The sequence below is a fragment of the Pseudomonas sp. FP2338 genome, assembly GCF_030687515.1.
Classification (GTDB): Bacteria; Pseudomonadota; Gammaproteobacteria; order Pseudomonadales; family Pseudomonadaceae; genus Aquipseudomonas; species Aquipseudomonas salomonii.
Window position 1 is genome coordinate 3158796 of the sequence record NZ_CP117436.1, and the last position, 17748, is coordinate 3176543.

The window sequence follows — 17748 nt, forward strand, 5'->3', positions numbered from 1 at the left end:
CGTGCTGCACAGCCCCAGACCGGTCTGCGCGGGCCACGAAACCATCGGCCCGCGCATCCAAGTCACTTACAACAGGGTAAACGGATAGTCGACGATCACCCGCAGTTCATTCAACTTGCCGTCGCGTTGGTCGGCGTTGGATGAAACCATGGCGTCACGCACACGAAACGACAGGTTCTTCGCCGGGCCGCTTTGCAGCACGTATTTGGCTTCCACATCGGTCTCGTGGTGGTCGCCGTCGGCGCCATAGTCGCCGGCGTAGGCACTGTTGGTGGGGGTGTGGGTGCCGTTGATGTCCGAGCCGTTGACGTAGCGGGTCATGAAGCTCAGGCCCGGTACGCCGTAGCTGGCCATATTCAGGTCATAACGAATGCCCCACGACTGTTCGCCCGGGCCGTTGAAGTCGCCCCATTGGATCGAGTTGGCGAGGAACACCGAGTCGCCACCTTCGCCCGCGCCGTTGTTGCCGGTGCCGATGTAGTCGAACGGCGTGTCGCCGTGGACTTTCTGGAACGACAGCGTCAGGGTATGCGCCGCCAGGAACGAGTAGGCCGCCGCCACCGAGTAGGTGGTGTTGTTGATGGCCCCGGCCTTGGCGCTGCCGGTGTCGAGGGTGCGGTACAGGTTGCCGTCCAGCGCCAGTGATTGGTCATGCCCCAGCGCGATGACGTAGTTGAGGTTGGTGTAGTACTGGCGCCAGATGTCCTCCAGCTCGCCGGCATACAGGGTCGCGCTCAACGATGGGGTGAAAGTGTATTTGCCGCCGACAAAACTTGCGCTGTTCGCCGCCACGTTGGCGTAGGTCGCGTAGATATCATGGTCATGGTTGCTGGTCATGCCGCTGTTGGTGCTGGTGAAGTGCCCGGCTTCCAGGTCCAGGCCTGCGATTTCGCTGCTGGTCAGGTCAAACCCGGTGGCGGTCTGCGGCAGAATGCGCGTGCCGCCGGTGGCGAATACCGGCGCGGTGGGTTGCATGTCACCGAATTTGAGCTGGGTCTTGGAAACCTTGATCTTCACCGCAGCGCCCACCGAACCATAGCCATTTTCCGGGTCGCCATTGCGGTTGGTCGGCAATTCACCGGTGCCTGCATCGGCGTGGGTGGCATCGAGTTTCATCGCGCCGTAGGCGTAGGCATCCACACCAAAACCGATGGTGCCCTGGGTAAAGCCCGAGGCGTAGTTGAGCATCGCGCCTTGGGTCCAGTCGCGGTTGTCGGCCTTGCCACTTTGGCGGTCGCGGTCGAAGTAATAGTTGCGCAACAACCCGGTAATGCTACTGCCGTCGATAAAACCTTTGGAATCGGCCTGGTCGCTGACTGACTCGGCGAGGGCCGCTTGGCTGATACTGGCGCACACCGCCAGCGTTAACAGGCTCCACTGTTTGATCATGTTGTTACTTCCCCGGAATAATTAACGCGTGCACAGAAACACCGCATGCTTGGAGTGCGCTTAAGGTTGTATGGCAGATATTTCAGGTGAGCGTAATGCTGTTTTTATTGTGCTCGACGTGGTTGTCGAAGCCGATTTTTATCATATTTTTCGAGGGCTGCAGCGGTGGCGCGGATTAAACTCGATTAATTAAACTTCACCTCTTTTAATTTTCTACGGGTGTAGCGTTGATAAGGTCTTAGCCGCTCTGCTTCGACAAAACCTTTGGTTTGCCGCCGCAGGCTCTGTGGCGGATTTTTTAATCCTTATATAAAAAGTTGATACTTGAAACTCGCCATAAATAGTGGCGATATGGCTGCGCGCGTCTAATTATTTATTTGTAACAAGACTGTTGCACTTGCGGCGCAAAGCCCATGCCCTATCATGACGCCCATCATCCTCTCTGAAAGGACCAGAGGCCTCATGAAAAAAGCGTCACACATCCTGCTCGCCGCTGTTTTATTGGGACTAAGCGCCAGCGCACTGGCAGCCGAAGGTTTTATTGGCACCGGCATCAACACAGGCAACGGCTATGAGCCGGACGGCCGCGGCGGTCTTAGAGGCACTGGGGGAAACCTGGGCGGTGACTATGAGTTGCAAAAGGATGGTTCGCTCAGGGGCACCGGTAAAAATATGGGCAAAGGCTATATTCCCGCTGATGACGGTGGCCTCAGAGGCATCGGCTACAACAATGGCCGAGGGTTCAGCCCGGATGGCTCGGGCGGCTACAAGGGCACAGGCTTTAACGCGGGTGAGGACTACCGGTCTGACGGCAAGGGCTATTTCCGTGGCGACGGCAAGGCTTCAGGCGCCAGTTGGCGCTCTGATGGCAACGGCGGGTATGAGGGCAGCGGTGAGTACCGCAAGCGTGGGTACAAGTCCGATGGTCGCGGCGGCTATATAGGCACCGGCAAGAACGAGGGCCGGGGGCTTGAATCCGATGGTCGCGGTGGTTTTATCGGCACCGGCTTGAATGCGGGCGGCGGCTGGGAGCCGGATGGGGAGGGCGGCTACAAAGGCACGGGCAATAATCGCGGGGAACGCTGGAGGATTGATTGAAGCAGCCCGCACCGCGTGCATCCGGTGCTGATTGCAACAATCAGCACCGTTGCGGCAATTACTCTTTGACGTCCATGAACTCTTCAGCCCACGCCACATAGCTTTCCGGCAATGTGTAGGTATGGGTCAGCTCAGTAGCACTGAGGTTGGAGGTGCTGCTGGTCAGCTTGCGCTGGGCGCGCAGGCTGTCGTAAGTGGCCTTGATCGACGCGAAGTAAGCACCGTGGCCGGCCACCACAATGCGCACGCCCAGGGCCGCCAGGCGCTCGCTGTCATTGAGCTGCGGGTTGCCGTAGGTCACCAGCATCAACGGCACCGTCAGGTTGGCGGCGATCTGCTCAAGGTGGTCGAAGTCTTTGACGCCGACCATGCAAATGCCGTCGGCACCGGCTTTCTCATAGGCCTTGGTGCGTGCGATGACATCTTCGGTGGGCAGCACACCGGCGTTAGTGCGGGCGATGATCGACAGTTCAGGGTCGACACGCGCTTCCAGCGCGGCTTTCACTTTACCGATGCCTTCCTCCACGGAAATCAAATCGGTGGATTTACGCCCGAATTGCGCCGGCAACAGCGTGTCTTCAATGGTCAGCGCGGCAACACCGGCACGCTCAAGCTCTTCGACCGTGCGCATCACGTTCAGCGCATTGCCGTAACCGTGGTCGGCGTCGGCAATAAACGGCAGTTGGGCGACGCGGCCGATGCGGGTGGCCTGTTCAACGAACTCACTCAGTGTGATCAACGCAAAATCGGGGGCTGCCAGTACCTGCAACGAGGCAACCGAACCACCGAGGATGCCGACTTCAAAACCCAGGTCGGCGGCGATGCGCGCGGACATGGGGTCGAAGACGGAGGCGGTTTCAACGCAGATGTGTTTTGCAAGCAGTTCACGGAAGTTGCGGCGCAACGCTGAGTGAGAAATCTTTGGCATGTTCTTTCCTGGCTTTGGTCATCGTCATGTGACGATCAATGTCTATTCGTGGTGGCGCCAAGATTACCACGCAGAGGAACCGGGGATTATGACGTTTGAGCATGAGATACACGCCGAATACATGGATCATCGGTTCACACTCAGGCGCTGGACAGGCCGATTGCACCGTCACAGGGCAGAGCCGCCCCATCCTGCACAACTGCTGTGCCGACGCAGTGCTTAATTCCTGCAGACGCACTGCCTATAGTGGATTCAAACCCGCCCAAGCCTGAGGTGATTGATGAACCGCGAATTCAAACCCGACCTGACCGATGCAGTGCCAAACGAGCAAGTGGACGCCGAGTACTTCGAATACAGCAAGGCGGCCAACCCGCTCAGTGCCAACCTGATTACCCGCATTCCCTACCACAGCTTCCCGGCCTCGTTGTACGACAGCGGCGCCTCGCGGGTGGTCGCGCTGGACCTCAGCGACGCGTTGGGCTGTGACGGCCCGGCGACCGGGCCGGGGTTGTGTGCCAACTTTATTCGCTTGAACGCCGGTGATGCCCTGGACCTGCACCCCAATGCGACCTCACAGGTGTTTTATGTCATCGCAGGCGAGGGCCGGGTGGTGCAGGGCGAGCATGATATCCAATGGTCCAGCGGTTGCTTTATCGCGCTGCCTGGCCTGCAGCCCGCGCGTTTCACTGCGTCACAGGATGCACGCCTGTACTACGTGCATGATGAACCGCTGTTGCGCTACCTGGGCGTGACGCGCAGCGCTGATCGCTTCGTGCCGACGCTGTATCCCGCCGCGCTGGCCAACCAGAAGCTGCGGGAAGCCGCGGATGACCCCCGCGCCCAGGACCGCAGCCGCATCAGCATTTTGCTCGGCAACCGCAACTTCCCCCAGACCCGAACCGTCACGCATGTGCTTTGGGCCATGTACGGCATTCTGCCGCCGGGCTCGATCCAGAAGCCGCACCGGCACCAGTCGATTGCGCTGGACTTCATCATCGACTGCCCCAAGGGCTGTTATTCACTGGTGGGTACGGAGTTGGACGCCGACGGCCAGATCCGCAACCCGGTGCGGGTTGACTGGTCGCCAGGCTTGGCGTTCGTAACGCCGCCGGGTTATTGGCATGCGCATTTCAACGAATCGGACACCGAGGCATTCCTGATCCCGATCCAGGACGCCGGGCTGCAAACCTACCTGCGGGCGCTGGATATCCGCTTCAGCTGAACGCAAATGAATATCTGCTTTTCTGTGGGAGCTGGCTTGCCTGCGATTGCATCAACTCGGTATGCCTGATGTGCCGAGCTGCTTGCATCGCAGGCAAGCCAGCTCCCACAGGTTTTGCTTTAGTGCCAGCCATTCAGGTCGGCCCTATTTCCAATACGGCGTTTCGCCCAGCTGTTCGACGATAAAGTCGATAAAACAGCGCACCTTGGACGACACGATGCGCTTGGGCGGGTAGACAAACCACACCGCAAACGCCTGTTCAGCCCCCAGGATGTTCCAGTGCGGCAGCCACACCTGTAGCTCACCCGCCTCAAGGCTTTTGCTCACCAGCCAATCCGGCAGCAAGGCAAAGCCCAGGCCTTGGCGTGCAGCGAGCAGTTGCGCGTCCAGGTCGTTGATACGGATACAGTCGCCGTATACCAGCGGCAACACTTCACCACCGGCCTCGAAGGCAACATCATGGAGGCTCAGGATGGCCGGCAGGCCGGCCAGGTCTGCCGGTGTCGCCGGGGCCGCGTGCTGCGCACAAAACCCCGGGCTGGCCACCAGCAGGTACTTTCCCGTGCAGATCTTGCGCGCCTTGAGCGTGGAGTCGGGCAGGGCGCCAATCCGAATCGCCAGGTCAACGCCTGAATGGATCAGGTTGACCTGGGCGTTATCCAGTACCAATTCCAGCTTGATTTGCGGGTAGCGCGCCAGGAACAGGTTCAAGACCGGCAGGATATGGTGACGGGCAAACGCCGGCGGCAAATTGAGTTTGAGCACCCCACGGGGTTGCTGGTTGAGCGCCGAGGTGGCGGCCTTGGCTTGCTCAAGCTCATCCAGCACACGGCGGGCGTGCAGCAGAAACGTCTGGCCGCCTTCGGTCAGGTGCAGCGTGCGTGTCGAGCGGTTGAACAGGGCGATGCCCAAATCCTGCTCAAGGTCCTTCACGTAGCGCGAGACCGTGGATGCCTTGATGCCCAGTCGCTCAGCCGCCCGGGAAAAATTATTGCCTTCGGCGGCCTCGACAAAGGCGGTTAGCGCAGCGAAATAATCCAAGTGCCGCCTCGATGGTCAGCGTGGGTGAGCGCTCAGGTTACCGGCTGTGGTCAGGCACCGCCACGGGCACGGGGCCCGCTTGTTTGGCGCCGCGAGCGGTGCATCTGGGGATGGGTGGACTCAAGCCAGTGTCGGTGGTGCCGCGAATTACGCAATACCGGCCCCTGAGCTGCGAACACAACCACGCCTATAAAATGCATATTCCGCATTCTTATAGAATTAGGATATGCATTATCAGTATTTTACACCGCGTGATCAGTCCCTCATCTTCTCCCTCCTTATAAACAGGCATTTGGAGAAAAACGTGCGTTACCTGACAACACTGGCGGCCGGCATGACGGCCGCCTTGCTATGCCTGACTGTGCACGCGCAAACGCTGGTGGTGGGCGATCAAAGCTACAACGCCCAGGCCGTGATGGAAGCGGCGGGGGTGCTCAACGATCTGCCTTACACGCTGGAATGGAAGCAATTCACCGCCGGCTCGCCCGTCGCCGAAGCGCTGAATGCCAACAGCCTGGACATCGGCCTGCTGGGGGATGCGCCGGTGCTGTTCCTGGGCGCACTTGGCGCGCCGATCAAAGTGATTGGCATCAGCCGACAGAACCTCGAGGGCGTGGCGATTCTGGTCAGAAAAGACTCCTCGATCCACAGCCTTGCGGACCTTGCCGGCAAGCGCGCGGCCGTCTGGAAAGGCTCCTGGAGCCAGCAGTTGCTGATGACGGCGCTGGACAAAGCCGGCGTGCCACGTGACTCGCTGGAACTGCGCTACCTCAGCGCGCTGGATGCTTCCCATGCGCTGGAAGGCGGCTCTGTCGATGTGATCGCCACCTGGGAACCTTACGTTACCCAGCAGGAACGCCAAGGCGCGCGGGTGCTGGCGACGGCTGAGGGGTTGATCCCGGCCCAGAGTTTCATCGCCGCCAACGCCAAGGCTATCGAGGCCAAGCGTGCGCCAATCAGTGATTTTCTCCAGCGCCTGAAAAAAGCCCGCGACTGGACCCGCCAAAACCCGGCCAATGCCGACGCGTATGCGGATGCCTGGGCCAAACGCACCCGCGCCGATGCCGACATCGCCCGCGCCTGGTTTGCCCGCGCGCGCACCACGGTCGAGCCGGTCACGGCCCAGTCGCCGATGGAAGCGCAAAAGACCGTGGACTTTTTTGCCAGCCAGGGCCTGGTCAAATCCTATTCGGCGGCCAGCCTGTTTGACGACTCATTCGCGGCCGCTTTGCAACCCGCCGTGGCCAAAACGCTTCAAGGAACACTTAATCAATGACTAAAAGACAGCTGAAACTTGGCGCCCTGACGATGGGCTGCGGCGGGCCGGGCCGCCACAACCTGTGGCTTGATCCCGAGTTACCGGCCGATGCCAGCGTCAACGTCGACTGGTACATCGACATTGCCCGCCAGGCCGAGGCCGCGTTGTTCGACTTGATGTTTATCGTCGACAGCCAGTTCATCACGCCCGGCTCGCCGTCCCATTACCTCAATCGCCTGGAACCGCTGACACTGTTGTCGGCACTGGCCGTCAGCACACGGCATATCGGCTTGGTCGGCACGCTGACAACGTCCTACAACTCGCCCTACAACGTGGCACGGCGTTTGGCCTCCCTGGACCTGATCAGCAAAGGCCGCGCCGGCTGGAACGTGGTCACCAGCGGCGATGCCGGCACGGCCGGCAATTACAGCCGCGACGAGCATTACGACTACGACACCCGCTACGGCCGCGCCGCCGAACACGTCCAAGTGGTGCAGGGCTTGTGGAATTCCTACGAGGATGACGCCTTCGTGCGCGACCGTGCGACAGGCCAGTTCCTCGACCCGAGCAAACTGCACAGCCTGAACCACAAGGGCGAGCACTTTTCCGTGGTCGGCCCGCTGAATATCCAACGCTCGCCCCAGGGCCAGCCGGTGATCTTCCAGGCCGGTGACTCGGAACAAGGCCGCGACCTCGGCGCCGCTACGGCGGATGTGATCTTCACCCACGCCGCCAGCATCGAACAGGGCCAGGCGTTTTACCGGGACATAAAGGGCAGGGCGCTGCAACACGGGCGCGCTCCGGAGCAATTGCTGGTGATGCCCGGCGCGGAGATCTATGTCGGTGACACTGACGCGCATGCGCGTGAAATCGAGCAGTACTACCACCAGGTCGATCACAGCTTTGAGCTGGCGTTGAAGGAGTTCGGGCGTAATTTTGGCTGGCATGATTTCAGCCAATACGACTTGAATGCGCCGTTTCCGCAGGAGAGCCTGGAAGCTGCACGCAGCAGCTTTTTTACCAATGCCAAGCGCATTGCCGATCAGGCGCGGGAGAAGGGGTTTACCTTGCGTCAGGCGGTGGAATTTGGCCGGCAACTGCGGCCGGGGGCGTTTGTGGGGACGGCGGATACTGTTGCGCAGAAAATGGCGGATTGGCTGGAGGCGCGGGCGGTGGATGGGTTCAATATTTATATTGGGCATCCGGGGCAGTTCACGCGGTTTACCCGGGAAGTCATTCCGTTATTGCAGGAACGCGGTGTGTATCGCGCGGCGTATGAAGGTACGACGTTGCGCGAAAGCCTTGGCCTAAAGATTCCGAGGGTTGCACACAAAGTTGAGTGACGTGCACCGACGCCCAGCATGGCGGCACCGTTTGGTGCTTTTGTGTCTGGGCAAAAATAAAGATTGAGTATTCACATCAAATGTTATTTTAATAACACCCATAAGAGCGTCACGACCGTCCTGGACGTGCTCGCAAAAAATGGGATGCACCCTGTAAATGACAATTGAACAGCGTTTGATGGAACAGGCCAAGCGGGCGGCCGAGCGTACGTATTCGCCTTATTCCAAATTTCCGGTCGGCGCGGCGTTGCTGACCGCCGACGGTGAGGTCGTATTGGGCTGCAACGTGGAGAACATCTCCTACGGGCTGACCAATTGTGCCGAACGCAGCGCTTTGTTCAGTGCCATCAGCCAGGGCCATGCGCCGGGCAGTTTCAGGGCAATCGCGGTTTACGCACCCAACGTTTCACTGATAAGCCCTTGCGGTGCCTGCCGCCAGGTGATGCTGGAGTTGATGGCCAAGGATGCAGTGGTGATTTGCCAGGGCAGTGACCCGGCCGCCACCCGTACCTGGACCCTGGCGCAATTGCTGCCGGGCGCCTTCGACGCTTTCTAATCCTGGGCAGGCCAACCGGCCTGCGTCCGCTTGGTCCCTTGTTGAGACGCCTGCATGATCAGTCTTGTCGGAATAGCGACCCTTATTGTCATTGCCATTGCTTTATCCCACCAGCGACGCTCGATCAACTGGCGCACGGTCTCGGTCGCCTTTGTGATCCAGGTGTTGATCGGCGCTTTTGCGCTGTACGTGCCCTGGGGCCAGACGGTGCTCGCCGCGCTATCGGGCGCGGTAGCCTCGCTGCAGCTGTATGCCAACAAAGGTATCGAGTTTCTGTTCGGCGGTTTGAGTTCGCCGCATATGTTTGAAGTGTTCGGCAATGGCGGGTTTGTATTCGCTATCCGGGTGTTGCCGATGATTGTGTTCTTCGGCAGCTTTATCTCGGTGCTGTATTACATCGGCGTGATGGGCTGGATTATCCGGCTGGTGGGCGGCGGCCTGCGCCTGTTGCTGGGTACCAGTCGGGTTGAGTCGATGGTGGTGACGTCGGCGATTTTCATTGGCCAGTCGGAGGTGCCGCTGGTGGTAAGGCCGTTCATTGCCAAGCTGACGCGCTCTGAGTTGTTCGCGGTGATGGTCGGTGGTTTTGCCGCGGTGGCAGGTTCGGTGCTGCTCGGTTACGCCGGGCTCGGGGTGGAACTCAAGTACCTGATCGCCGCATGTTTCATGTCGGCGCCTGGGGCGTTGTTAATGGCCAAGCTTATGGAGCCGGAAACCGAAGCGGCGCGCACCGACGAGGTGATTGAAGAGCTGGGGCAGGCCGAGAATCGGCCGACCAATATCATCGACGCGGCGGCCGAGGGCGCACAGGTCGGCTTGCGCCTGGCCTTGGCGGTGGGCGCGATGCTGCTTTCGTTTATCGCGTTGATCGCCTTGTTCAACGGGCTGCTGGGCTGGGCGGGCAACTGGTTCGGCTACCCGCAGCTGACCTTGCAACTGGTGCTCGGGCACGTGTTGGCGCCCATCGCGTTTCTGCTCGGGGTGCCGTGGCATGAAGCGGTGCTGGCCGGCGGCTTTATCGGGGAAAAACTGGTGCTCAACGAGTTCGTCGCCTATGCCGACCTGGCCAATTACCTGACCGCAGACAAGGCCGCCGCAGCCGGGGTGCCGTTGTTGTCGGCACACACCCAAGTGATCGTCACCTTCGCCCTGTGCGGCTTTGCCAACCTGTCCTCGATTGCCATCCAACTGGGCGGCCTCACGGGTATCGCCCCGCAACGGCGTCAAGAACTGGCGCGGCTGGGCCTGCGGGCCATGATCGGCGGCACGCTTTCCAACCTGATGAGCGCGGCGATCGTCGGCTTTTTCATTTCGCTGTAAGGAGCACAGTATGTGGTTGCCACAAGAAGTGATTCGCCGTAAGCGCGACGGGCATGCCCTGGCCGCTATCGACATTCAACGGTTCGTCGCCGGCATTGCCGACGGTAGCCTCAGCGATGGGCAAGTGGCGGCGTTCGCCATGGCGGTGTTCATCAAGGGCATGGACGTGAGCGAGCGCATTGCCTTGACCGAGGCAATGCGCGACTCCGGCCAGACACTGAAGTGGGAATTGCCGGGGCCGATCGTCGACAAGCATTCCACTGGCGGCGTCGGCGACATGATCAGCTTGTTGCTCGCGCCCTTGCTGGCCGCCTGCGGCTGTTACGTGCCGATGATCTCCGGGCGCGGCCTGGGGCATACCGGCGGCACCCTGGACAAGCTCGAAAGCATCCCCGGCTACGACTGCCACCCCAGCACCGAACGCCTGCGTGCGGTGGTGGCTGAAGTCGGCTGCGCGATCATCGGCCAGACCGCCAACCTCGCGCCGGCGGACAAGCGCTTGTACGTGATCCGTGATGTGACGGGTTCGGTGGAGTCGATAGACCTGATCACCGCGTCGATCCTCGGCAAGAAACTCGCCGCCGGCCTCGATGTATTGATCATGGATGTGAAGACCGGCAACGGCGCCTTTATGGCTGAGCCTGAGCAGGCGCGAGCACTCGCCGCCAGCATCGTCGCAGTGGCCAACGGTGCCGGGGTCAATACCCGCGCCCTGATCACCGACATGGACCAGCCGCTGGCCCGCAGTGCCGGCAATGCCCTGGAAGTGGCTGAAGCGGTAGCCCTGCTCAAAGGCGAGGTGCGCAGCGAGCGCCTGTGGGCGGTGACGTTGGCGCTGGCCACCCAGGCACTGACGATGGCCGGCCTGGCGAGGGACGAGGCTCAGGCCCGTGATCAATTGCTTCAAGCCTGGCAGAGCGGCGCGGCCTTGCAGCGATTTGAACAGATGGTGGTTGCGCTGGGCGGCCCGCAGGGTTTTACCCTTACCCCCGATGAGTTTTTACCCAAGGCTGTCGTGTCGGTGCCGGTGTGGGCCGAGGAGGAGGGCTGTGTCACCGAGATCGACACCCGAGCGGTGGGTTTGGCGGTGGTGACATTGGGCGGTGGACGCAGCCATCCGGACGACGTGCTGGACCTGTCCGTGGGCTTCAGCGAGTTGGCCTTTGTCGGCGAACACGTGAGCGCGCAACGACCGCTGGGCTGGGTTCACGCGCGCACCCAAGAGCAGGCCGGGCAGGGCGCATCCGCCTTGCGCGCAGCGTATCGGCTAGGCGGTGCAAGCCCGGCCGCGCGCGAATTGATCCAGGCAATCCTATGAGCAAGGCCATTGTGTTGGTGCTGGACTCATTGGGCATAGGGGCGAGTGCGGACGCCGCGCTGTTTGGCGATACCGGCGCCGACACCTTGCGCCATATCGCCGAAGCCTGTGCCCGTGGTGAGGCCGATGGGCCATTGCGACGTGGACCTTTGAACCTGCCGAATCTGGGCCAATTGGGATTGGGCGCCGCAGCGGCGGCCAGTGGCAATGGACCGTTGCCAGGCAATTGGGGCGACGTGGCACCGATCGGCGCCTTTGGCCATGCGCGCGAGCAATCATCCGGCAAGGACACGCCGTCCGGGCATTGGGAAATGATGGGTGTACCGGTGTTGTTCGACTGGGGTTATTTCGAGCAACCGACCGAGTCCTTTCCTCCGCAACTGCTGGCGGACCTGATTGAGCGGGCAGGGTTGCCGGGTATCCTGGGCAATTGCCACGCCTCGGGCACCACGGTGCTGGATGATTTGGGTGAATTGCACATCCGCAGCCAACAGCCGATCTGCTACACCTCGGCCGACAGCGTGATGCAAATCGCCGCCCATGAAAGCCATTTTGGCCTTGAAGCGCTGTACCGGGTGTGTGAAATCGCCCGTACTTTATGTGATGAATACACGGTCGGCAGGGTTATTGCCCGACCGTTCACCGGCGAGCACGCAGGCCAGTTCCGCCGCACCGGCAATCGCCGCGACTACACCGTGCCGCCACCGTCAGCGACGTTGCTGGACAGCCTCTGTGACGCCGGCGGCAGCGTGCATGCGGTGGGCAAGATCGGCGATATTTTCGCTCACCGAGGCATCAGCCGCTTGTACAAGGCCGATGGCAACGACGCGCTGTTCGACGCCACGCTCAGGGCCTACCGGGAAGCACCCGACAACAGCCTGGTGTTTGCCAACTTCGTCGACTTCGACATGCTCTACGGGCACCGCCGAGACCTGGCCGGTTACGCTGCCGCGCTGGAAGCGTTCGACCGCAGGCTACCGGAATTACTGGCGTTGATGGACCCGCAAACGTTGCTGATGATCAGCGCCGACCACGGCTGCGACCCCTCGCGCCCGGGCAGCGACCATACCCGCGAGCATGTGCCCGTACTGGCTTATGGTGCAGGCGTGGCGGCGGGCTGGTTGGGCGAGCGAGCCAGCTTTGCCGATATCGGCCAGACGCTGGCGGTGCATTTGGGGTTGGAACCGTTGGCGTGGGGGGCTTCCTTTTTGCTGCGTGAGCCATAGCATCGCCAAGCGTCATCGCCTTCAAACTAAGTTAAGGTGCTCATCACTTATCCATCATTACGTGAAGCATGAATCGTCCATTATTTGTTTCCCTGGATGGGCCCAAAGGCACGGGTAAAACTACGCTGTTGGAAGCCGTCACCCAAGCACTGCGGGCAGACAACAAAAAAGTGATCCGTCTTTGCGAAAGAAAAAGCGATCCCTACAGGGCTGAGACCATGGCCCTGGTCAACACACACGCCAGAAACCCCACCGATGATTCGGAGTGGAGAGTGTGTGAGCGCTTTGCGGATAGCCGACTCTGGATTTCCCGGCACGTGCTGACTAAACAGCCAGCCGACAGCATCATCCTGATAGACCGTTGGTACCCTTCAGATGCCGCGTTTCGCCGGACAGTCCCGTTCGCAGACATATTGCAGTTAAACCTGGACCGACACGTGCAAGTGCCGGACCTGCATGTGGGCGTTATCACCGACCCCGAGGTTTCATGGTCGAGGGCCGCGCAACGACGGCGCGGGTTGGGCAGTACGTTGATCCATACGCTGCAGGAGCATGTCGAATGTACCCAGGCGTTCGTGCGAGCGGCGCAAGAGCAGGGTTGGGTTTTGTGCCGTAATGAGGGGGCGATTGAACAGGCGACGGGGCAGGTGGTTGCTGAGATTTATGCTGTTCTTTGAGATGTTTTGTTTGTGGCGATCCGGTTGGTTGATGCCTGTGTTTCCACCAGAGATGCAGATGGGCGAGCCTCACTAAGATACTCGCCCATCGCCCTGGATCAATCCGCGATCAGTAAGCCGATGGCAGGAACAATCAACGCCGTACTGATCGCCATCGACAGCACATTACCAATATACGGATGCAGGTAACTCGGCAACCGGCCCGCAATCGCGCACGCCAACGGCGGCGCAATCAGCGCGCCCAGCACCGCGCTGAGCACAATGACCGTCGTGCTGCCGCCATAGGTCAGCACAGCAGCAGGCACCACCGACACCAAGGGCACATAGGTCGGGTACCAACCGCGCTTACGCCATTGCTGTCGCCACAGCAGGATGCCCAGCAGTGAGGTCAGCGCCTGGCCTGCCACCAGATGCAGTACCCAGCCCGATCCATAGGCGGGGCTTAGGGGATTGAGCGAGTAAGCCAGTAACACACCCGCGAGCAAACCCAGACTGGCCCACTCATTTCCGAAAAAAGGCGCCTCGGAAAAGTCTGCCAGTACACGACGTAACGTCCAGCGTAGGCCGTAATCGGGTGTTCTCAGAGGTGTAGCGGGAGGAATGCTGACCTCGGCTTCAGGTGTACGACTAACCAGCATCGGTATTGCACGGCACAATAAAAATGCCACCACACTGCCTAAAGCCATACCCAACACATTGCCAATCACCACCGGCAAGCCCAACGGGATGCATAAAAAGTTGACCATCAACAGGCAGCTTGGCGTCACCAGGAGCGCGCCGAGTAGGGCACCATTGAGCGTGACCTTCCAACCTCCGCCAAACAACAGCACCATGGCCGCCGGCAGTGATACAAAGGCAGCGAACGTCGGTTGCCAAGCGTCAGCCGTCAGTGTCCAGCCCCAGAGTGCATTGCTCAGTAACAGCCCCAGCAATGAGCTGGTCACCAACCAAGGCCAAAGCCCCGTGCCGTAGGCGATGCTGAAACCTTGCCAACCTTGGGCATAACGACTGGTCCAGTAACCGAAAGCGCCACCGAGCAGCAAGCCGATTGACGCAAACTCGTGTTTGTAAAACGCCACTTCACTGATATCGCCGACCACCCAGCGCAACCACGCGGTCGGTGCGGGCAGGCTGGCCATCATGTCGTTGTAGCTGGGCCAGAGCACCGGCGCCGATGTGGAGTAAGCCACTGACAATCCCGTGAGCGACACGACCAGGGTGAGGGAGGCCAGGATCAGGATGACAAGGTGGCGAACCGATGAGTCAGACGACGTTTTTGTTGGTTTGACGTCCATATTCCCACCCCCCGTCAGCGTGGCAGGCACGGGTGATGGCGATAGCCGAGCATGCTGTCATAGAGGTCCGCCCGACGATCGCGCTGCAGGTCGTTCAGGCTGTTCCAGATCGGTGCGCTGCGGGCGCTGGAGAGGTCGATGTCAGCGTAAATAATCGCTTGTTCGTTGGGTGAGGCGACCTTGCCGATAGGCCAGCCATTGGTGCCGGCAATCAACGAGCAGCCGAGGTAACGCGCGTCCTGTTCTTCGCCGATGCGGTTGGCGGCCGCAATAAACACGTTGTTGACGTGGGCGGCAGTCATGGTCAAGTACGAGGCCATGCATTTGCCGGCTTCGTCGAACAACGGCGGCGGCGTCCACACCCAGTTGTTCAGGCTGCAAATAATATCGGCGCCTTGCTGGGTCAATATGCGTGGCACTTCGGGGAACCAGATGTCCCAGCAGATCAGCAAGCCGATGCGGCCGATGGGTGTTTCGAACACTGGGAAACCGAGGTTGCCGGGAGTGAACCAAAGCTTTTCCTTGTTCCACAGGTGGGCCTTGCGGTACTTACCGATCAGGCCCTCTGGCCCCAGCAGCACAGCCGTATCGAACAGTTGCATGCCGTCACGTTCAGCCAAACCGGCCACCAGATACACCTGGTGAAACTGTGCAAAATCCATCCAGGCCTGGATGCTGGGGCCGTCTGGAACGGGTTCGGAATGGAGATAGGCATCCTGGCGATTGTTGAATAGATACCCGGTGTTGGCCAACTCGGGCAGCACAATCAGGTTGGCACCATTGTTCACCGCTTGCAGCGCAAGGCTGAGGCTGGTCTCCAGATTGGCGGGGCGGTTTTGTGTGCCGACTTGCGGATCGAATTGCACAACGGCGACGCGTACGGGACTTGTAGAGTCGTTCATGTTTTAGACCTCTTTTTATTGTTTTGAGCCCACCTGTAGGGGTGGGCGTTTAATAGGAAGTCTTTTTTGCTTGTGCGTCAGTAGGTTGTTTCCGTTTAAAACGTAGGCTGTTGCTGTATTGACGATTGCCCCTGATAGCGTGGGTAATCGTCCAGGCTAAACCCTCCATTGAAGGCTGCTTGGGTGGTGTGGCAGAGGTTGATCACCGCGTCGACGGCGCCGCGCAGGCAGGGCTCGGTCCAGCCGGCATCCACGGAAAACGATTCGCCTGCAAGGTAGAGCCCGGACACATGGGCGTAGTCGCGGTTGTACTGCATCAAGCTGACCGCGTCGTAATAAGTGCCTGCGCGATACAGCTTGGCGCAGCCCAGCGCGTTCTTGTCAGTCATCCAGCGTTGAACGACGGCGTTTTCTGTGTCGATATAGGGCGATATCGGCGTTTTGATATTGGCGCTGCGCAACAAGATACGGTCCAGTTCCGTGACGCATTTCTTGATCAGCGTTTGATCGTCAAAGGCGGCCAGTTTGGTGGCGTCATCCTCCCAGGTGTAACTGAGCAAAATGCAGTCATAGGGATAGGTGTCGTGGTAGCGGTAGGTGTACACATCGTGGATAAAACTGTCGGTGACCATGATCTGCGGGATCTTTTTGTTTTTCGACAGAAAGCTCTTTTTCAACGGCGCGTAGACCTTGCAGCTGGTTTCCCAGTGAGCGGTTTTGTAAGCGTTGGTGACGGTGTACGGCAGCATGGCCTGATTGAAGTTCTCCAGTTGAATATGGGTTTCGATGATCCAGGACGGCAGCGTCATGATCACGGCGTCGAAGTCTTCATGGCGTTCGGTTTTGCCGTTGGCGCTGCTGGCGTGCCAGTCGTAAGTCACACGGATTTGACCGTTTTCCAGCTTGGTCAGTCGTGTCACCGAGCTGTCGGTGAGAAAACCTGCGCCGCGTTGCCGGCTGTGATCATAAAAGGACTGGCCGTTGACGTTGGTTTCCATAAACAGCAAACACTCATCCAGTGCTGCCAGGCCGAGATAACGTGGCGCGTCGAACGCCAAGTCATTGCAGTCTTTCAGTGTGGTTTCCCCTAGATACGGAGACGGCGTAGGGTTGCCGTTAGGGCCCACGCGCCCGTGCACCAGTTGCAGTTGGCTGCTGAAGCCGAAAATCGCCGTTCGTAAGGGATAGAGGCAGCACACGTCATAAAACGCGCCCCAACTGCCATCGCCGATACCGATGGAATAGAAAAGGGTGGACTCTTCCGAGGTCATGCCGAGCCCACCAAAGTCGTCGGGGGTAGTGGTCTTCCACGTAACGCTTGCCAGCGTCACAAGGTCGCGAAAGGACAGGTTCTGGTAGCGGATGACGATCGCGGCCCATAGAGATTCCCACTGTGGCGTGCCATAGCTCTGCGCGACTTGTCGCGTCATCTGATCAGCGAATTGGCGCCACTTGGCATACACCTGCTGCAATTTTTCTGTGGGTGGTGGTGTGTGGCCTTGAGGGTTTTTCCAGATCAGCATTTGCGGCTCAGGCTGCCCCTCAAGCAACCCTTCACGCAGGTAAATACCGGTGCTGCGCACATGCGGTGTGCCTGGGTTGGGGAAATCGGATAGCCGCAGTTCAAAGAGTTTGCAGTAGTAGGCCATCAGGGATTGGCCGTCTAAAGGCGATTCACCGACCTGATTGAAAAGTGGCATGCGCATGGCACCCATCTCAAAAGGTGTCTGCCCCAGCAGGAGTGATTGGCCTAAGTTGAGCACCGATAGATGGCGCCCACCAATGCGACGCGACTGTTCCAATAAGGTGACGTTGGTGAATCCGCAGCGAAGCAACTCACGCGCAGCAGTTAGTCCGGTTACGCCAGCGCCGACGATGCAGATCTTGTAGTCGGGTTGGGTCGCTTTGGCGATGCCGAGTTCCTGCTCGACCAATTTCCGGTAGTTGAAGCACAAGTCCGGAGGGCTGGGGAAACGGCCTCGCCAAGAGGATGTGTCATGTGCTGTAAGGTGCTTGGCGGCGAAGGCGGGGTAGTCGTAGGTGGATCCGATGGTCATGGTTCACGCTCCAGAGTCTGCTCGGTCGGGTGAAGGGACCGTTGGCAATGGCGGGTGAATGTAGTGATGCGAGGAGGAGGTGGGGTGGTAGATCTTTGTGGTGACCGCTAGTTGGGTT

Annotated in this window: 15 protein-coding genes; 9 read left to right on the forward strand and 6 right to left on the reverse strand. The window is 59.9% G+C overall.

Annotation, left to right across the window (positions count from 1 at the left end; all coding sequences use genetic code 11):
• Nucleotides 1-66: 66 nt before the first annotated feature.
• On the reverse strand, nt 67-1389 hold the full coding sequence (locus PSH96_RS14215; protein ID WP_305459847.1) for an OprD family porin: 1323 nt from the start codon (nt 1387-1389) through the stop codon (nt 67-69).
• 462 nt (nt 1390-1851) lie between these two features.
• Here PSH96_RS14215 and PSH96_RS14220 point away from each other — a divergent pair, with 462 nt between their 5' ends.
• Complete coding sequence (locus tag PSH96_RS14220; RefSeq protein WP_305459849.1) at nt 1852-2487, forward strand: hypothetical protein; 636 nt, start codon at nt 1852-1854, stop codon at nt 2485-2487.
• A 58-nt stretch (nt 2488-2545) separates the two neighbouring features.
• On the opposite strand, the gene PSH96_RS14225 is transcribed toward PSH96_RS14220, so the two are convergent.
• Entirely contained in the window at nt 2546-3415 is an 870-nt protein-coding gene (locus tag PSH96_RS14225) for an oxaloacetate decarboxylase (RefSeq protein ID WP_056860037.1), read from the reverse strand.
• Nucleotides 3416-3695: 280 nt separating this feature from the next.
• On the opposite strand from PSH96_RS14225, the gene PSH96_RS14230 reads away from it, so the two are divergent.
• Nucleotides 3696-4637 (forward strand): cupin, encoded by a 942-nt coding sequence (locus tag PSH96_RS14230; RefSeq protein ID WP_305459851.1) that lies wholly within the window; start codon nt 3696-3698, stop codon nt 4635-4637.
• Nucleotides 4638-4781: 144 nt separating this feature from the next.
• Here PSH96_RS14230 and PSH96_RS14235 read toward each other — a convergent pair whose 3' ends face one another.
• Entirely contained in the window at nt 4782-5678 is an 897-nt protein-coding gene (locus tag PSH96_RS14235) for a LysR family transcriptional regulator (RefSeq protein WP_305459853.1), read from the reverse strand.
• 304 nt (nt 5679-5982) lie between these two features.
• On the opposite strand from PSH96_RS14235, the gene PSH96_RS14240 reads away from it, so the two are divergent.
• The 7 genes from PSH96_RS14240 (at nt 5983) to PSH96_RS14270 (ending at nt 13376) form a co-directional block, all read left to right on the forward strand.
• Nucleotides 5983-6954: an ABC transporter substrate-binding protein gene (locus PSH96_RS14240; protein WP_305459855.1), complete on the forward strand. Its 972-nt coding sequence runs from the start codon at nt 5983-5985 to the stop codon at nt 6952-6954.
• Nucleotides 6951-8279: an LLM class flavin-dependent oxidoreductase gene (locus PSH96_RS14245; RefSeq protein WP_305459857.1), complete on the forward strand. Its 1329-nt coding sequence runs from the start codon at nt 6951-6953 to the stop codon at nt 8277-8279. The genes PSH96_RS14240 and PSH96_RS14245 overlap by 4 nt, the downstream gene beginning before the upstream one ends.
• 157 nt (nt 8280-8436) lie before the next feature.
• Nucleotides 8437-8835, forward strand: a complete 399-nt coding sequence (locus tag PSH96_RS14250; RefSeq protein WP_177024411.1) for a cytidine deaminase — start codon at nt 8437-8439, stop codon at nt 8833-8835.
• A 54-nt stretch (nt 8836-8889) separates the two neighbouring features.
• Nucleotides 8890-10155, forward strand: a complete 1266-nt coding sequence (locus PSH96_RS14255; protein ID WP_017135630.1) for a NupC/NupG family nucleoside CNT transporter — start codon at nt 8890-8892, stop codon at nt 10153-10155.
• Between the two features lie 10 nt (nt 10156-10165).
• On the forward strand, nt 10166-11473 hold the full coding sequence (deoA, locus tag PSH96_RS14260; RefSeq protein WP_305459859.1) for a thymidine phosphorylase: 1308 nt from the start codon (nt 10166-10168) through the stop codon (nt 11471-11473).
• The gene (locus PSH96_RS14265) at nt 11470-12699 is read left to right on the forward strand and encodes a phosphopentomutase (RefSeq protein WP_305459861.1); all 1230 of its coding nucleotides are present in this window, start codon (nt 11470-11472) and stop codon (nt 12697-12699) included. The genes deoA and PSH96_RS14265 overlap by 4 nt, the downstream gene beginning before the upstream one ends.
• A 68-nt stretch (nt 12700-12767) precedes the next feature.
• On the forward strand, nt 12768-13376 hold the full coding sequence (locus PSH96_RS14270; RefSeq protein ID WP_305459863.1) for a dTMP kinase: 609 nt from the start codon (nt 12768-12770) through the stop codon (nt 13374-13376).
• Nucleotides 13377-13474: 98 nt separating this feature from the next.
• On the opposite strand, the gene PSH96_RS14275 is transcribed toward PSH96_RS14270, so the two are convergent.
• The 3 genes from PSH96_RS14275 to PSH96_RS14285 form a co-directional block, all read right to left on the reverse strand.
• Nucleotides 13475-14671 carry a hypothetical protein gene (locus PSH96_RS14275; RefSeq protein ID WP_305459865.1) on the reverse strand — a complete coding sequence of 399 codons (1197 nt, stop codon included), beginning with the start codon at nt 14669-14671 and terminating at the stop codon, nt 13475-13477.
• A 14-nt stretch (nt 14672-14685) separates the two neighbouring features.
• Nucleotides 14686-15573, reverse strand: a complete 888-nt coding sequence (locus tag PSH96_RS14280; protein ID WP_305459866.1) for a nitrilase family protein — start codon at nt 15571-15573, stop codon at nt 14686-14688.
• A gap of 95 nt (nt 15574-15668) precedes the next feature.
• Nucleotides 15669-17630, reverse strand: coding sequence for an FAD-dependent oxidoreductase (locus tag PSH96_RS14285; RefSeq protein ID WP_305459868.1), 1962 nt, complete (start codon nt 17628-17630; stop codon nt 15669-15671).
• Between the last annotated feature and the right edge of the window lie 118 nt (nt 17631-17748).

Excerpts from the sequence above, each read along its gene's own strand:
- PSH96_RS14215 (WP_305459847.1), bottom strand. The coding sequence starts at position 1,389 with ATGATCAAACAGTGGAGCCTGTTAACGCTGGCGGTGTGCGCCAGTATC.
- PSH96_RS14220 (WP_305459849.1), top strand. The coding sequence starts at position 1,852 with ATGAAAAAAGCGTCACACATCCTGCTCGCCGCTGTTTTATTGGGACTA.
- PSH96_RS14225 (WP_056860037.1), bottom strand. The coding sequence starts at position 3,415 with ATGCCAAAGATTTCTCACTCAGCGTTGCGCCGCAACTTCCGTGAACTG.
- PSH96_RS14230 (WP_305459851.1), top strand. The coding sequence starts at position 3,696 with ATGAACCGCGAATTCAAACCCGACCTGACCGATGCAGTGCCAAACGAG.
- PSH96_RS14245 (WP_305459857.1), top strand. The coding sequence starts at position 6,951 with ATGACTAAAAGACAGCTGAAACTTGGCGCCCTGACGATGGGCTGCGGC.
- PSH96_RS14250 (WP_177024411.1), top strand. The coding sequence starts at position 8,437 with ATGACAATTGAACAGCGTTTGATGGAACAGGCCAAGCGGGCGGCCGAG.
- PSH96_RS14255 (WP_017135630.1), top strand. The coding sequence starts at position 8,890 with ATGATCAGTCTTGTCGGAATAGCGACCCTTATTGTCATTGCCATTGCT.
- deoA (WP_305459859.1), top strand. The coding sequence starts at position 10,166 with ATGTGGTTGCCACAAGAAGTGATTCGCCGTAAGCGCGACGGGCATGCC.
- PSH96_RS14265 (WP_305459861.1), top strand. The coding sequence starts at position 11,470 with ATGAGCAAGGCCATTGTGTTGGTGCTGGACTCATTGGGCATAGGGGCG.
- PSH96_RS14270 (WP_305459863.1), top strand. The coding sequence starts at position 12,768 with ATGAATCGTCCATTATTTGTTTCCCTGGATGGGCCCAAAGGCACGGGT.
- PSH96_RS14275 (WP_305459865.1), bottom strand. The coding sequence starts at position 14,671 with ATGGACGTCAAACCAACAAAAACGTCGTCTGACTCATCGGTTCGCCAC.
- PSH96_RS14280 (WP_305459866.1), bottom strand. The coding sequence starts at position 15,573 with ATGAACGACTCTACAAGTCCCGTACGCGTCGCCGTTGTGCAATTCGAT.
- PSH96_RS14285 (WP_305459868.1), bottom strand. The coding sequence starts at position 17,630 with ATGACCATCGGATCCACCTACGACTACCCCGCCTTCGCCGCCAAGCAC.